The organism is Paenarthrobacter sp. DKR-5, assembly GCF_018531425.1.
Lineage (GTDB): Bacteria > Actinomycetota > Actinomycetes > Actinomycetales > Micrococcaceae > DKR-5.
The window spans coordinates 22,923-37,876 of record NZ_JAHBOI010000010.1 but is presented as its reverse complement, the minus strand read 5'-3'; the positions used below and the strand labels follow the sequence as shown (position 1 = coordinate 37,876).

Sequence of the window (14,954 nt, the reverse complement as noted above, 5' to 3'; positions counted from 1 at the left end):
GAGCGGGTCCTTCCGAAAGGTGACATTCCCGGGACCCGGAAACATGCTGTGAGCCACGTTACGAAGAGTCCACACCGGGCGGCATGGGCCTTTGCACAATTCGAACAGAAAAGTGATGGGCATTCATTTTATTTGGTGACTGGCATGCACCTTATGTAGCCCCACCTGCATCTTCTGTTCCGCCGTCGGACCCTGCTGCGGGCTCGCGACGGTTCTCCAGCATCGCCGTTAAGCGTGCGACCTGCGCGGTCAGTCGTGCAACTTCACGCTGCAGCGGGGCCTCGGCCTCGTCGACCTCGGCGGCGGTTTCCTCGGCGACCGTCTCGACCAGCCAGGAAGCGACCGCGGCCGTGACGACGCCGAGGACGGCGATGCCGCCGACCATCAGCCCGACAGCGACAAAGCGGCCCAGGACGGTGATGGGATAGTGGTCCCTGTACCCAACGGTGGTGATCGTCGTCATCGCCCACCACAACGCGTCGCCGAAAGATGTGAGGTTCGAACCGGGCGTGTTTTCCTCGGCGTCCAGGACAGCGAGGGCTCCCGCGTAAGTGAGCAACGCCGCCGCTCCCAGCACGTACGCCAGCAGGCGGCCGCGCAGGGCGTTGCCGCCGACCCGGTGGAGGACCTGCAGCAGCGTGATCAGGCGCAGCAAACGCAACGGGCGCAGCGCGGGCAGCATCACGATGGCGAGTTCGTGCAGGTTGCGAATGAACCACCGGCCCCGTCGCGGGGCGAGGGCGAGGTTGACCGCGTAGTCCACGACAAAGGCCGCCCACGTCACCCAGATGAGGATCTCGACCATGACGGATTCGGAGTTGGAGATCACCTGGACGGAATAGGCGGCCAGGAAGACGAGGGCAGCGGCCGTGAGCGGAATCTCCGAGCGCTTGCGCCATGATTCTTGCGTCATGGCAGCCATGCTAGGCGCGCCGCACGCCCCGCGGCACCGTAGGAGCCCTGGCGGCATGCAAGGGGCCCCGGACCGATCGCCGGTCCGGGGCCCTCGAAGCAGTAAGTCTTTACCTGCCGTGCTTGCCGGCGGCTGCCTGCCGGGCCGGAACCGCCGGAACGGCCTTCGCGGTGCCGTAGCCGGGCTGAGCCGGCGTCGCGGCGTGGGCGTTACGGTGCTCAGCCGCGATGGCCAGCCCTGCAGCCCGGTGTGCCGCAGCATTCTCATGCGCGGACGCCGCATCGGAGGGAACCGTGATGGGCTTGGTCGATTCCGTCGGTTCCGGCGATGCAGTTTCCGTCGGTTCGGAGCTTTCGGTCGGTTCGGGCGAAGCCGTCTCAGTCGGTTCGGAAGTTTCCGTAGGTTCGGAGGTCCCCGAGGGGTCCGGCGAAGAGGTTTCGGTCGGCTCGTCCGTCGCGGTGGCGGTCGGGGTTGCCGAGTCAGTGGGATCCGCGGTGGCGGTGTCGGTCGGGGATGACGTGACGGTCGTGTCCGACGGGGTGGCGTTGGTGGCTGCCACTGCGGCGCCGGCGCCGGCCGTCGCTACAACAGCCGCTACAACAGTTGCTTTTCCAGCGGTGCCCAGCGCACCGATCCAGGAGAAGATGCCTGCCATGATTGTTTCCTTTCAGGGGGTGTGAGACCGCTGCCCGCAAAGCGGGCAGCCGAGCGTCATGATAGCCGATCAAGACAAACGCCGTCCGGCGTCCGGCTGCGGCATGAGGCGGAGCCTCAGGCGTTGTCGGCGACGACGACGGTGCTCCGTCCCGCCTCCTTCGCGCGGTACAGGGCCCGGTCCGCGGCAACGAGCAGTTCGCGGAGGGGCGGCGCGTCGGCGCCGGTGGTGGCCACGCCGAAACTGGCGGTAGGGGCCGGCATGCCGGAAACGGGCAGGGCCTGGCGGGCCAGGCAGGCATTGACCAGCTCGGCAACGTACGACGCGCCTTCCGCATCGGCGCCGGGGAGGAAGATCACGAACTCCTCCCCGCCGTAGCGGCAGATCAAATCCGTGTGCCGGACACATTCCCGGCACGCCTTGGCGAAAGCGCGGATGACTGCATCACCGGCATCGTGGCCGTACTCGTCATTGATTGCCTTGAACCGGTCGAGGTCGGCCATGATCAGAGTCCCTGATCCCCCGTCGGTGCCATAACGGTGCAGGAGGGCCTGCACCCGGCGACTGAATTCCGTGCGGGTGAGCAGCCCGGTGAGGTCGTCGTGCGCCGCCAGATGCCTCAGGACATCGGCCACCTGCTGCCTGCTCAATGAACTCATGGTGAAGGACACTCCCACCAGCAGTGCCATCATGAGCAGCGTGGTGCAAACCGTGCCGCCCACCGTTGAGAAGAGGAAGCTCCGTTCGCCGGCGAGAACCAGTGCGGCCGCCCGGAACACGTAGAAGGCCGCGCAAACGACGGCCGCGACGATCATCCAGCGCGGCACCCGCGCCCCCGTGGAGCGGTACCGTCCCAGTTCGATCGCCGAGACTCCGAGCAGCAGGCCCATCAGCAGCAGGTATACCGTTCCGCCGGCCCACACGTCGGTTTCCGGATGCGCGCCGAATGATGCAGCGACCGCCAGGACCGCCGGCCCGATCAGCACGAACGGGCGTCCCGGCTTGCCGGACAAGGTCCGCGTGGCCGTCCAGACCGCCGTCGTGCCGAACACAAGGCAGCCGTTGCCGGTCGGGTTCGCCCACCACTGGCTGGTCCCGGAGCCGATGAAATAGGCGACCGACCCAGCAAGGAACGATCCGAGCGCCAAGCACCACCAGGCGCTGTACGAGGCCCTGGTCGGTCGGTATACCTCCACATAGAACAGGACCAGTAAGGTGAAAACCACGAAAGAGAACGCGACTGAGATCGTGGTCGAGTCCAAGGTCCTTCTTCCGGTTGCGCCCGTCGTCGTCGGCGGTGAAACGGGGGCCTGACCTGGCCGCCGCCTTTCAATACCGCGCCCAGCATATAAGGGCACCGGATGTGACACGACCATCCGTCCCGCAAGGAGAACCACTGATGCCCCGGAATGCCGACCCGTCCCCATCCGCCCCCGCGGTCCCGCCGTCCTCCGCCGTGGCTGCCCTCTGGGCCGACGGGCTCGGCCGTGCCGGCATTCGTTCGCTTCAGCTGCTGGCGGTGGCCGCCGTGGTGTGGCTGGCGCTCTGGATGCTCACCAGGGTCCCCCTCGTGCTTATTCCGCTGGTTGTCGCCCTCATCCTGGCCTCGGCGATCTCCCCGCTGGTTCGCTGGTTGACCACGGGCGGCTGGCCGCGGGCGCTCGCCGTCCTCGCCTCATTCTTACTGATTCTGGCGGTGTTCGGCGGGGTGGTGACCGGGGTGGTACTGCTGATCCGGCACCAGTGGAAGGAACTGTCGGATCGGGCGCTCGCGGGGGTCGATGACCTGCACGGCTTCCTGAATAACGGCCCCGTACCGGTGAGCGATGCCCAGATTGAAAGCACCCGGCAGTCCATCCAGAACTTCTTCACCAGCTCCGCCTTCGGCAGCGAGGCCTTGACGGGCGTCCGGACGGCGGGGGAGATCCTGGCCGGCATCGTGCTGATGGTGGTCATCCTGTTCTTCTTCCTCAAGGACGGCGAGAAGATCCGGGCCTTCCTGATCGGGTTCCTGCCCGCCGCGCACCGGACCAAGGCCTCGATCGCGGCCGAGCGCAGCACCGTCGTCCTCGGTGGCTACGTTCGCGGCACCGCCCTGGTGGCCGCGGTCGACGGGCTGGTCGTCGGCATAGCCCTGGCCATCATGCAGGTGCCGCTCGCGCTGCCGCTGGGGGTCTTCATCTTCATCGGCGGTTTCATCCCGATCGTGGGCGCCACCGCCGCTGGCACGCTGGCCGTGGCTGTGGCCCTGGTCTCCAACGGGCCGGTCCCGGCGCTGATCGTGCTCGCCGTCGTTATCGGGGCGAACCAGCTCGAGCACCATTTCCTGCAGCCGGTGCTGATGGGGAAGGTGCTGAGCATTCACGGCCTGGCCATCCTGCTGTCGCTGGCGGCCGGGACGATGCTCGCCGGTATTGCGGGGGCACTGCTGGCGGTTCCGGTCACCGCCGTCGGCTGGACGGTGTTCAAGACCCTCACCGGGCCAGACAGCCCCGGTCCGGCGCCCCTTGACGGCGAGTCAGGCGCCGGGGAAACCGGCGCCTGACCGGAGGCGCCGTTGTCCGGCGTCTCCGGAAGCGGCGTCAGTGCCCCTCATGCTCCTGCACGTACTCGTCGGGATCCTCGTTCTCCAGCGGAATGCCCCCGGCGTGCGCCGCTTCGAACACCGCGAAGTCCAGGCCCATGGCGTGGCGCAGCTCAAGGCTCGCGTGCCGCCGGAAATCCGCCAGGCCTTCCCGTTCCTCCTCGGCCATGTGGTCCCCGTTGGCCTCGTTGGCTTTGGCGACGGCGTCCCACCAGGCGTCGCTGCCGACCGGGTGCGCATCGACGTCCCGGATCGCATCGCGGATCTCGTTGTGGTCATGGATGGCGTCGGTGGTCTCCTCCTCCGGGGAATCCTTGCCGCCCTCGCCCTTTCCGAGTTCGAGCAGCTGCGGGTAGAACAGCAGTTCCTCGGCCTTGGCATGGACCTCCAGCAGCACCCGGAGCCGCTCCCACACCGGGGCCAGCCGGGCCGTGTCGTTGCGGTCAATTTGCTCGAGGATTGAGAACATGCGCCGCTGCTCATGATGGTCGGTGAGGATTACTTCGGTGATATCCACTGGATCCGCTCCTTAGGGTGTGCTTCCGGAAACTTCAGCCGCGCTAATGCACGAGTCCTGCCACAAGATTGATCGTAGTGGCCACCACGATCGCGCCCAGCAGGTAGGAGAGCAACGCCTGCCGCAGCACCGTCGTCCGGATGGCATCAGTCTTCAGATCCGTGTCCGAGACCTGGAAGGTCATGCCGACGGTGAAGGCGAGATAGGCGAAATCCATGTAACGCGGAAGTCCCTCCTCGTTGAAATCGATGCCCTCCTTGTCACGGTAGTAGATGGACGCGTAGCGCAGGGTGAACAAGGAATGCACCAGGAACCAGGACAGGGCGACGCTGCCGAGGGCGATGGCAATGATGGCAGCTTTGCCGGCTCCTTGGGCGCCGGAGGCGTCGAGCAGGATCAAGGCGACACCGGCGAAACTGGCCACCGTGGCCGCCAGGACCAGCACATCCGCTGACCGGCGTCCCGGGTCCTCCCGGCGGGCGTGTGCCGCCGTGGTCTGGGCGTTCATCCGGCCGATCACTGCCCACACCCACACAAGGTAGGTCAACGACGCGGCCGCCCAGCCCATGGCCGGGGCGTAGGCCCAGTTCTTCAGGGCCCCCACCAGCAGCCCGGTCGCCGCACCAACCAGGATCATGAGCAACAGGCGAACCCGGGACCGGTGTGCGGGCCCGTTGAAGGAGCCTCCGTGGCGCGTCGAAGTGTTCATGGGCGAACCGTGGCAGATTTCGCTGGAAATTGTCTGGGAAGCACCACGGCGGGGACCGCACCGTCCCGCACGGCGCTGTACGAAGGCGAGGTGTGAAGGCGCGGTGTGAAAGCGGGGCAGGAGGCCGGCTCGGTTGACACCGGGCAGGCCTCCCGCCGCGCCGTCGCCGTGCCGCCCCCCAAAGGTGCGGCGCGGAGTGCGCGGCAGCCGCGCCGGGAAGCTCGATGCGGGGGCCATGGTCCGTTCCGCGGGACGCAGGCAAGGTGGCATCGGATTCAGCATCCGCCCGCAGGGCCGCGCGTCGGAGAAATGCAGGGCGTGCGCGGGTACGTGAAGATCCCGGCGCCAACTGCTTGACTGATCCGCAATCCTATAGGCCTGTCCGGCACGCCGCAAGCACGCCTTATAAGGCCTAGAAGATGGCGTCGATTGCGTTCCAGCCATTCCCGATCTGCCTGCGGGGCAGCCAGCCGCCGGCGCCGTTTCCCGGATACAGCCACAGAAAGCCGTTTCCGTCGCGCGCGACGACGTCGGGGCTCCGGTCGCCGGTGAGGTCGCCGGGGCTCATGAGGGCCGGAAAAATGTTCCAGCCGTTGCCGACGCGGACGCGGGGGAGCCAGCCGCCGTTGCCGTTGCCGGGGTAGAGCCAGAGGTAGCCTGTGGCGGTCTCGCGGGCGAGGACATCGGGGTGTCCATCCCCGTTGAAGTCTCCGGGGCCGACGATGCTGTTGAAGATGTTCCAGCCGTTGCCGACGCGCACGCGGGGGAGCCAGCCGCCGTTGCCGTTGCCGGGGTAGAGCCAGAGGTAGCCCGTGGTGGTCTCGCCGGCCAGGGCTGCGCAGGCCGGGGCTCGACGTCTACCCACACCACCGGGGGCGCGAACCCGGCCCGGGCCAGGCTGGCTGCGGCGAAGCGGGCTTCGGCGTAGCCCACATTCGAGAGCTGTCCGGCCCGGGTGCCGGCCGACCAAGGGCCCTGGTTGCGGTAAGCGGCGAGTTGCGCGGAAGTCGGGAACGCGGCCATGGTGTAAGCCTGCGCCGGCTTGGCGTTTGCCTTCACCCAGGCCACCTGGCTGGCCAGGCACGGATTCTCGGTGAACGGCAGGCCCTTGGTCAGCCCTACGACAACGAACCCCGTGGACGCGGGAGGCAACGGTAGCCCGTAGCCGCCCGACGACGTCGGGCACTGGGGCCAGGAAATATCGTGGCCATAGAGCGTTGCCGCGTGGGCGCCGGAAGCGCCCAGCGGGACCAAGCCAGCGACCAGGACTGCGGCGGCCACCGCCGCCAGGATGATCCGCCGCAGCGAGTGCCCTCTCATCTGCACCGCCCCTTTTCGTGCCCACTTTCCTGACCCGAGTCCACACCCTCCGGGACCTCGGCGGTAGGGCCCAAGGGCCGGGTGGCGGGAGGCCGGCACGGCTGGCACACATCCGGCTCCCAAGCTTTTCCCAGCAAGAATCCCTACTGTGGCGCTCATGACGGGACTGAATATGCTCCCGATCGCAACCGGACCTGTGCCGTGGGTGGTCGGGCTGCTGGGGCTGACAGCCCTGGTCTGGTTGGCTTTCGGCAACCGCCGCCACCTCACGCACTGGGTGCCGGCCGCGGTAGGAATTGCGCTTCTCTTGGCCGGTGTCGTCTGGTTCCTGTCGGAGCGGGTGTGGAACCTTTGGGGATCGCCACTGCCCAAGCGCATCTACCTGTTCGCGGCCCTCGGCTTCCTCGCGGTGCTGCTGATCGTTCCCAAGATGCTGCAGCTGCGGCGCCTGACCGCGAAAATCGCCACCATCCCTGTCGCAGCCGTGCTGGTGCTCGCCTCGGCGTCGCTCATCAACCAGGAATTCGAGTATTACCCGACGTTCGGTTCCATCTTCGGCGACACCGGTGTGAAGATCGAGTCACTTCAGCAGTTCAGGGCACACGATCGAAATACCGCGATGCAGCCCACTGCCACCACCATGGCGGACTGGAAGCCGCCGGCAAACATGCCTGCCGAAGGGCAGGTGCTGCAGGTTGCGATCCCTGCGCCGATTTCTCACCAGATCTCATCCTCGGCCTACGTATACCTGCCACCGGCCTACCTTGGCTCACCCCGCGCGAACCTGCCGGTCCTGGTGCTGATCCACGGCGTCCCCGGCGGGACGCTGGATTGGCTGCGCGGCGGAATGATTGCCCAATTCATGAACGGGTACGCGCAGGCCCACAACGGCCTGGCGCCGGTCGTGGTCATGCCGGACGCGAGCGGACGCTGGGCGAAGTACCCGCCGGTGTGCGTCAACAGCAAGCAGGGCCAGTCTGCCACCTACCTGACCAAGGACGTGCCGAACTGGGTCAAGGAGACCTTCGGGGCGGGCACGCTGTCAGCGCGGCAGTGGGCCATCGGAGGCTTCTCCTACGGCGGCACCTGCGCGATGCAGCTGGCCACCAACTACCCGGACGTATATCCAACGTTCATCGACAGCTCGGGTGAGAACGAACCGACGATTTCCCAAGGCCACGAGGTGCTGCTACGCCAGTATTTCGGGGGCAGCCAGGCCGCCTTTGCCCGGCAGAACGCCATGGATGTGCTCAAAAAGCGCCGGTATCCCGGCTCCGCAGGAATCGTCACGGTGGGGCAGGCAGACTCGTTCTACCGTCCGCAGGGCCTGCAGGTCTTCCAAGCGATGAAGCAGGCCGGCATCGACGTGACGCTTCAGGAAGCCCCCGGAGGCCATGCGTGGCCGGCCTGGAAGTACGGGGTCGAGAACAACATGGACTGGCTGATGACCCGTCTCGGCGTGCTGCCCGGCTCCGGGCGGGCACCGGCGAATCCAGCCCCGACCTCCGACGCAGCGGGATCCTGACCTCTCCCTAGGAGAGCGCGGCCTCCAGCAGTGCTTCCATCTTCTGCTGCAGGTAGCGTTGTCCGTCCTCGCTCGGGTGGTCCCCGTCGGGGCCGATCAGGGTGTCGGCCTGGCCCATGATCCAGTGCTCGTCGATCGGGTCCACATACGCGTCCCCTGCCTCCTGGGCGGCCGCGCGGTCCTGGTCGCGGACTGTCAGCCGGGCCGGCTCGGGATCATTCGTGTAGGACGGGGGTCCGACGACGATGATTTTCGCGTCCGGTGCTTTCGCCCGTGCGGCGGCGAGGGTGTCCGCGGCCGCCTTCCTGAGCTGGTCCGCGTCCGCGCCCATGTCGTTCTCGGAGCCGAAAATCAGCACGACCTTCGCCGCCGGGCCGACGGCCTCATCAACTTCGGACATGAAGGTGGCGCCGCCGTCCCCGGCGGTGACGTAGCCGCTGCCGTTCACCGACGCGTTGACGATATCAACGGGGTGGTTGCCGAGTTTCGAATCGTTCTCCAGCAGCGTTGGCCACGCATCGTCGGCGCTGGTGCCGTAGCCCGTGCTGAGCGAATCCCCGATCACGACAACCTGGTCGCCAACGGCGCTCAGGGACGCGGGTGGTGCCGACGACGTCGCCCGGGCCGGGTGCGGGGCGCCGACGGCCCGGGTGGGCTGTGCGGAGGGCGCAGGGCTGCCCGAGGCGGGCGGCACGGCGGCCGGCGCCGCCGGGACAGCGCAGCCAGCGGCGGAGAGCAGCAGGGCAAGGACCGGCGCGGTCCGGACCATCATCCCGCGCGTGATCCGGACACCGGTGAGGTGCTTTGTCATGGCTGAGGTGCCTTCCTGGGACGCCGGCGCGGGCGCTGCACGATTTTCCTCGCCAACGCCAGCCGCTGCCGCAGGGAGACCTTCGGCAGGTAGGCGCGGGTGATCGCATTGCCGATGCTCGGCAGGGCCGCCGCATCCGGATAGACCATGTACAACGGCTGGTAGCGCGGCTGGAATTTTGCCTTGAACGCCAGCAGGGACCGGAACCCGTAAACCGGTTCCAACGTGGAGCCAAGCCAGTCCAATACCCGGTCCAGCGCGCCGGAAGCCTGGCTGGGGACGGCGAGGGCCGACGTAGGGCGCACCCGCGCCAGCGGAGCACCTGAAAGGCTGATGAAGTCGTAGCCTTCATCCTTCAGCGACAGGGCGGCGGAAGCAATGAGGAATTCCATGCTGGAGCGGAAACCGGAGCTGCGGCGACGCATATAGTCCAGCGTCCAGCCCCGGATCTCGCCGCCGCGGTAGACGGGAAGCCAGGAGGCGACGGCGTGCACGGTGCGCTGCGCGTCGATAGCCAGCAGGCACCTGACGTTGGGATCGTTGATTTCATCGATGCCCCCGAGAGTGAACCCCATCTCGGGCATCTCCTTGTCAGCCACCCATTCCTCGGAAATGGCGTGGATCTGGTCCACAATGGCCAGTGGCGCCCCGGGATAGGTGATCCATTCGGCCCGGATCCCTTCCTTTGCCGCCTTGTTCAAGGCCGTTCGGATGTCCTGGAAGCTTTTGCCGGCGAAGGCGATGGTACCGAGGTCGAGGACGGTTTCCTGGGCGACCTCCACGGAGCCCCATCCCAGCGAGCGGGCGGCCGCATCGACGTCGGAGGTCACTGAGTAGAAGCAGGGGGTCCAGCCGTTCACGGTGCAGAAATGGGCGAACTCTTCGATCTGCTCCAGCTGCTCCTCCTTCGGGCCCACGGGCCCTCCCAGGGTGAGGGCGATACCGGAAAGCACCCGGTAGGCGATGAATGCGTTGCCGGAATCGGAGAACCAGTAGCTGTTGCCTTCCCACGTTGTCATGTAGGACAGGTCGCTGCCGTCGTCTTTGACCAGCAGCCCGCGGGCCCGGTCCTTGTCAAGGGTGTGGCCGGTCTGAGCCGGACGGCGGAACGAGAGCAGCAGCAACCAGCCGGCGACGGCCCAGAAAACGACGCCGATGCCTTCGTAGAGCAGCACAGCGGGTGTGCTCTCCGGAAAGAAGGCGGGAGGGATGTCCACCGTGTAGCCCAGCGGCAGGAAGCGGTCGGGCACGTCCGCGACCAGCTGAGCCAGGCCCGGCGCGGGTGTGAAGCCGTCCGAAAGCAGCAGGCCGCCTGCCACATAGGCCACCGCCAGCGCGGCGCCGGAGACGACGAGCACGAGTCCAAGCTTTCGGTACGTACCGCTCGGCGCCGGAACGGTGAACAGCCGGCGCGTCCCGAGCAGCGCGCCGAAAAGCACGAGCGGTAGCAGCAGAGGAAGCACCAGGCTCATTGGGTGGTGGAACCGGGTCAGGTCAAGACCGCCCATGATCTCGGCGGAGGCCGCCCCTGGGCCGCGCGGCAGCAGGAAACGCACGATGAAGGTCCCGGCGAGCACTGCGACGACACCCTGCAGTACCAGGGCCAGCCGCCAGGCGAAGCGGCGTCCCCGCCGGAGTCCGTCAGCGGCGAGCAGCAGGAGGAAGGATGGCAGGATCGACATGAAGATGCCCCCCGCGCCGGCGCGCAACTGCAGGTGCGCCGCGGAGCAGTCCCTGGCCTGCGCCGGGTCAGAACACACCGCTTGGAGTGTCTGCGGGTCCACCGGCTGGATGTTGGTGAACAGGAACCGCAGCACCGACAGCGGTCCGACCGCGTGCGGCAACAGCCCGGCCAGGACCGGTCCCACCGCCGAGGCAGCGAGCACAATCGCGACCAGGACGCGCGCCTCGCGCCGGGAGCTGACCGGCAAGGCGGGGCGCGGACGGCGGTCGAAGAACAGTGGTCCGAGCACGAGGCCGGCTGAGGCCGCCCCTATCCGCACCACATCCGGAAAGGAACCGCTGTAGAGCGCCAGCAGGACCAGCAGTGCCATGGCGAAGAGCCGCAGGCGCCGTCTCCACAGCGTGCCCATGGAGGCAGTTGCCACCATTCCCGCGCCGAACAGGAAGGCGCTCGGCCCAAGGTAGGCGTGCGTGAGCAGGGTCTCGGACCAGCTGCCCATCAGACCGCGGAAGGACCAGGAAAATGCAATGGCGCCGATGATGCCCAGCACCTGCGTGGAGGCCGCGGCAGCCCCGAACCGCAGGGTGCCCAGGCGGCGCTCCAGCGGCAGGCCGATAATCAGCACCATGGCTGAGGTGGCAGCGTAAGCGCCGGGTGTCGCGGACCAGAAGGCGGAGGCGACCAGCGACCACCAGTGGCTAAGCCAGGTGCCCGCGGACACAGCATAGAGGGACTCGATGTTGCGCGGGCCGAACACTGCGCGGCCACCGGTCAGCACACCCGAGGAGAAGATGCCCAGCGCCCAGTAAGCCGCAAGGAAGGACCACGTCAGGGGGGCGCGCAGCGTCGCCCGCCAGCGCCCGCGGAGCAGGCGCTTGACCAGGCCGGCAGGCTGGCGCGTGCCGGGGGAGGCCTCTGTGGTCACAGGCGCGGCCCGGCCACGGACGCAGGGTTCCGGTGGATCATGGGGCCGATTTTACAGATGCCACCTGATGATTGTTCCAAGCCGGGGCCTAGCCCGCGCCCGCGCCTTTGACGAGCTCGTTGCCGTACCCGACGTCGCAGGTGCCGTCGTGGAAGACTCCTTTGCCCGGCGCCACTGCGAAGTCCCGGGCCGGGTTGAAGACCGCCGTGTGCATTGTGCCTTTGGGCCCGGTGACCCGGCTCGCGCACCGGCGGGCCTCGCGGGCAGTGCCGCCCTCGCCGCCGATCCACACGTCGAGCCAGATCGTGGAACCGGAACCGTCGGCATTCCGGCCCTGGTGGCACGGGCCGTCCTCGGGCTTCGGACCGTCACCGCAGCTGTCCTCGACCATGAAGTAACGGCGGACGTCGGGCAGGTAGATCCGGGTGCCGGGGCTGAAGTCCGGCACGTCCTTGCCGCTGGCTTTCGAGTGGCCCACCGCCACGGTGACAGGGTCGCCGTAGGTGCCGGTGCCTCCCGCGGTCCGGTGCAGGACAGGGTAGGAGATGGAGCTGGAGCCGGGCGGCGTGTTGTCGAACCAGGTGTATGCGGTGGTGTACACGGTGGTTACCACAATCCCGTCCGCCGTCGAGACGGTAGGCGAAGGACGGCTGGGGGTCGGGGGCTCAGGCGGCGGCGACCCGCTGCAGGCGGTGAGGGCGGCGAGCAGCAGCACGACGGCTGTTGAACCCACCGACTGCCGGGAGCGGCCGGACACGCGGGACTACTGCCCGGCGAGGGCTGCCGCACCCTCGCGCACGGTGACCGCCTCGAGCGGGCTGCTGTCGATCTCGCGCATCTGCGCCTCGAACACGGCGGTATCGCTGTGGTAGATGTCGCCGCCGAGGGAGGCGCCGATCTCGTGGTAGACGAGGATCAGCCATGACTTGCTGGACTCGGCCCGGGCCGCCCAGCCCCGGACCGTGGCCGCGCTCGTGTGGGCGTCGATGTTCTGCACGAGCAGGTTGGAGGGGTTGTAGCCGGCGGCGGTGTTGTACCCGGTGTCGGTGGACCGCTGGGTGGCATAGTACTTCCGGATGGCTTTGAGGGTCGCGTCGTTGTACTCCCCGTAGGGGGAGGCGAAATCCACGGCGGCGGACGCACCGAACAGGCGCCGCAGATCCGCCTGGCCCTGCCGCAGCTCCGCGTCCAGCCGTGCCGCGCTGAGCTGCGTCAGGTGCGGGTGGGTGACGGTGTGCGCGGCAATCTCGTCGCCGCGCGCAGCGAAGGCCTTCACCTGGGACGCCGTCATGTAGGACGGGGAATCGCCGATGGAGCCGGAGATCAGGTAGAGCGTGGCGGGAATGCCGTACCGCTCCAGCACCGGCAGGGCGTGCTGGAACTGGCTGGCCCAGCCGTCGTCGAAGGTGACGCTGACCATGCCGTGCCGGCCGCCGCCGGTGCCTCCCGGCGGCCGCGCATCCGCCGCAGGAATGCCGCAGGCGAGGGTCGACAGCAACAGCGCGGCCAGCGCCGCTCCCGCCCGCCATAAAGGTTTCATTCGCAGGCTCCTTGCCCCTTGGTGCTGCGAAAGTCCGCATTAGAGGCCACACGGTAGACCCAGCACCAACCGTCGTCAAGGGTGCCCCGGCCGGCTTCGCGGCCCGGCGCCGGGGGTGCTAAGCGGGGAGAGTGAACGTCATGGTCGTGCCGCGGCCGGATTCGCTCCGGCAGCTGATCCGTCCTCCGTGGTCCTCGACAATGCCCTTGGCAATCGAAAGGCCAAGCCCGATCCCGGGAATGGCGGCCTTGCGTGCGCCGGCGCCGCGGAAGAACCGGGTGAAGACGTCCGAGGCCTCATCATCGGTCATCCCCATGCCCTCGTCCGAGACGCTGCAGACAAGCAACGGTCCCGAGCGCTCGGCGCTGACAGTGACCGTGCCGCCGCCGGGGGAGTACTTGACGGCGTTGGAGAGCAGGTTATCCAGCACCTGCCCGATACGTTCGGCGTCGAAGCGCCCCGGCAGCGGGTCGTCGAGCCGGGTGCGCAGGACGACGCCGTTGCGCTCGGCCGCCGGCTCCGCAGCGGCCGCGCTGATCCGTACCGACTCCGCGAGGTCCGCGGGCGCCGGGCGGATGCCCGTCGGCGGGACGACGGCGGTGAGCAGGTCATTGACGAGGACCAGCAGCCGTTCGGAGTTGCGCGCGATCACCTTCAGCCCCTCGCCGACCTGAGGATCCAGGGCCTCATCCATCGACAGCAGCTCCACGTACCCCAGGATGGACGTGAGCGGGGTCCGGAGTTCATGCGTCACGTTGGCCACGAAATCATCCTTGGCGTTGCGCGCCTTCACCAGCTCGGTGACGTCGTTGTAGGTGACGACGGCCCCCTCGCGGCCGCCGTGTGAATCCGTCAGCGGGCGCGCGGAGGTGGACAGGACCCGGCGGCTGCCCTCGGGGCCGATCCAGACGAGGTAGTCGGAAAAGGACTCGCCCCGCATCGCCCTGGCGCGCGGCCGGCGCTCCGGCGGCACCGGCGTGAGCCCGTCGCTGCCGACGACGAGCCAGTCCTGGTCCGGTGGATACGAGGCGCCGGCCGGCCGGGCGATGCGGTCGAATTCGCGCTGCTTCCGGTTGGCCAGCACATCGGAGCCGGCCGAGTCCACCGCGACGACGCCGACGTCGACCGCCTCGACCACGGCGTCCAGCAGCCGTTCCCGGCGTCCGCTGGCGAGGAGCAGGTCCTGCAGGCGCGCTCCCTGTGACTGGACCATGGCCTGCTGGGTCAGCAGGCGGTGGGTCATCGCGCTGACCGTGACGCCGATCGCCAGGGCCATGAACGGCAGCAGCAGCGGCCGCGAGAGGCTCTTCGCGCTGATCCCGCCGCCCGCGGCGAAGACGGGGGCCCAAGCCATCACCAGGGTAGCCAGCGTGGCGACGGCGATGGAGGCTCGCCGGTAGAGGCCCGAGGCGGCCAGCCAGATCACCGGGAAGATGGCAAGCAGACCCAGTCCCTGCAGGTCGTTGTCCGCGCCGAAGCGGATCAGCCCGACGGGAACGAAATCAAGCACCGGAATGAGAAGGAAGGAGGGGAAGGGCAGCTTCTCCCACGGCACTGCCGCGCAGACCAGCAGCAGGACCACGGTGAGCAGGATTCCGGTGATGAAGTGCGGGTTGCCGAGCAGATGCTCGTGGAACAGTGCTGCACCCGCTGCCAGGAGCAGCGCAGTGACGCAGAGCGGAAGCTGGCTGAGCACGACGCGCCCGCGCAACGACAGCTCGCGGGCAAGTGAGGTGCGGATCGGGAAAAGGCTGGTCAGCGCGTCCACGGC

At 68.1% G+C, this 14,954-nt stretch carries 13 protein-coding genes; 2 read left to right on the top strand and 11 right to left on the bottom strand.

Annotated features, from left to right (window positions below):
• Positions 1-151: 151 nt before the first annotated feature.
• The 3 genes from KIH31_RS17390 to KIH31_RS18445 form a co-directional block, all read right to left on the bottom strand.
• On the bottom strand, positions 152-913 hold the full coding sequence (locus KIH31_RS17390) for a potassium channel family protein (RefSeq protein ID WP_214428411.1): 762 nt from the start codon (positions 911-913) through the stop codon (positions 152-154).
• Between the two features lie 109 nt (positions 914-1,022).
• Positions 1,023-1,568: a hypothetical protein gene (locus KIH31_RS17385; protein WP_214428410.1), complete on the bottom strand. Its 546-nt coding sequence runs from the start codon at positions 1,566-1,568 to the stop codon at positions 1,023-1,025.
• 116 nt (positions 1,569-1,684) lie between these two features.
• A complete protein-coding gene (locus tag KIH31_RS18445) occupies positions 1,685-2,794 on the bottom strand; it encodes a GGDEF domain-containing protein (RefSeq protein WP_214428409.1) in 1,110 nt (369 codons plus the stop codon).
• A 173-nt stretch (positions 2,795-2,967) separates the two neighbouring features.
• Between KIH31_RS18445 and KIH31_RS17375 the strand changes: the two genes are divergently transcribed.
• Positions 2,968-4,113: an AI-2E family transporter gene (locus tag KIH31_RS17375; protein ID WP_214428408.1), complete on the top strand. Its 1,146-nt coding sequence runs from the start codon at positions 2,968-2,970 to the stop codon at positions 4,111-4,113.
• 37 nt (positions 4,114-4,150) lie between these two features.
• Here KIH31_RS17375 and KIH31_RS17370 read toward each other — a convergent pair whose 3' ends face one another.
• From KIH31_RS17370 to KIH31_RS18440, 3 genes are all read right to left on the bottom strand, one after another.
• Positions 4,151-4,669: a hemerythrin domain-containing protein gene (locus KIH31_RS17370; RefSeq protein ID WP_214428407.1), complete on the bottom strand. Its 519-nt coding sequence runs from the start codon at positions 4,667-4,669 to the stop codon at positions 4,151-4,153.
• A gap of 43 nt (positions 4,670-4,712) precedes the next feature.
• The gene (locus KIH31_RS17365) at positions 4,713-5,378 is read right to left on the bottom strand and encodes a DUF1345 domain-containing protein (RefSeq protein ID WP_214428406.1); all 666 of its coding nucleotides are present in this window, start codon (positions 5,376-5,378) and stop codon (positions 4,713-4,715) included.
• 412 nt (positions 5,379-5,790) lie between these two features.
• Positions 5,791-6,243, bottom strand: coding sequence for a VCBS repeat-containing protein (locus tag KIH31_RS18440; RefSeq protein ID WP_307857695.1), 453 nt, complete (start codon positions 6,241-6,243; stop codon positions 5,791-5,793).
• A 612-nt stretch (positions 6,244-6,855) separates the two neighbouring features.
• Between KIH31_RS18440 and KIH31_RS17355 the strand changes: the two genes are divergently transcribed.
• A complete protein-coding gene (locus KIH31_RS17355) occupies positions 6,856-8,223 on the top strand; it encodes an alpha/beta hydrolase-fold protein (RefSeq protein WP_250546186.1) in 1,368 nt (455 codons plus the stop codon).
• A 7-nt stretch (positions 8,224-8,230) separates the two neighbouring features.
• Here KIH31_RS17355 and KIH31_RS17350 read toward each other — a convergent pair whose 3' ends face one another.
• From KIH31_RS17350 to KIH31_RS17330, 5 genes are all read right to left on the bottom strand, one after another.
• Positions 8,231-9,034: an SGNH/GDSL hydrolase family protein gene (locus tag KIH31_RS17350; RefSeq protein WP_214428404.1), complete on the bottom strand. Its 804-nt coding sequence runs from the start codon at positions 9,032-9,034 to the stop codon at positions 8,231-8,233.
• On the bottom strand, positions 9,031-11,643 hold the full coding sequence (locus KIH31_RS17345) for a DUF2156 domain-containing protein (RefSeq protein WP_307857694.1): 2,613 nt from the start codon (positions 11,641-11,643) through the stop codon (positions 9,031-9,033). The genes KIH31_RS17350 and KIH31_RS17345 overlap by 4 nt, the downstream gene beginning before the upstream one ends.
• 88 nt (positions 11,644-11,731) lie before the next feature.
• Positions 11,732-12,376, bottom strand: a complete 645-nt coding sequence (locus KIH31_RS17340; RefSeq protein WP_214428403.1) for a hypothetical protein — start codon at positions 12,374-12,376, stop codon at positions 11,732-11,734.
• A gap of 30 nt (positions 12,377-12,406) precedes the next feature.
• Complete coding sequence (locus KIH31_RS17335) at positions 12,407-13,183, bottom strand: polysaccharide deacetylase family protein (protein ID WP_214428402.1); 777 nt, start codon at positions 13,181-13,183, stop codon at positions 12,407-12,409.
• Between the two features lie 118 nt (positions 13,184-13,301).
• Positions 13,302-14,951, bottom strand: a complete 1,650-nt coding sequence (locus KIH31_RS17330) for a cell wall metabolism sensor histidine kinase WalK (protein ID WP_214428401.1) — start codon at positions 14,949-14,951, stop codon at positions 13,302-13,304.
• Positions 14,952-14,954 lie beyond the last annotated feature (3 nt).

What these genes read in the sequence shown, in the direction of transcription:
- KIH31_RS17390 (WP_214428411.1), bottom strand. Translation starts at nt 913, where the DNA reads ATGACGCAAGAATCATGGCGCAAGCGCTCGGAGATTCCGCTCACGGCC.
- KIH31_RS17385 (WP_214428410.1), bottom strand. Translation starts at nt 1,568, where the DNA reads ATGGCAGGCATCTTCTCCTGGATCGGTGCGCTGGGCACCGCTGGAAAA.
- KIH31_RS17375 (WP_214428408.1), top strand. Translation starts at nt 2,968, where the DNA reads ATGCCCCGGAATGCCGACCCGTCCCCATCCGCCCCCGCGGTCCCGCCG.
- KIH31_RS17365 (WP_214428406.1), bottom strand. Translation starts at nt 5,378, where the DNA reads ATGAACACTTCGACGCGCCACGGAGGCTCCTTCAACGGGCCCGCACAC.
- KIH31_RS17355 (WP_250546186.1), top strand. Translation starts at nt 6,856, where the DNA reads ATGACGGGACTGAATATGCTCCCGATCGCAACCGGACCTGTGCCGTGG.
- KIH31_RS17350 (WP_214428404.1), bottom strand. Translation starts at nt 9,034, where the DNA reads ATGACAAAGCACCTCACCGGTGTCCGGATCACGCGCGGGATGATGGTC.
- KIH31_RS17335 (WP_214428402.1), bottom strand. Translation starts at nt 13,183, where the DNA reads ATGAAACCTTTATGGCGGGCGGGAGCGGCGCTGGCCGCGCTGTTGCTG.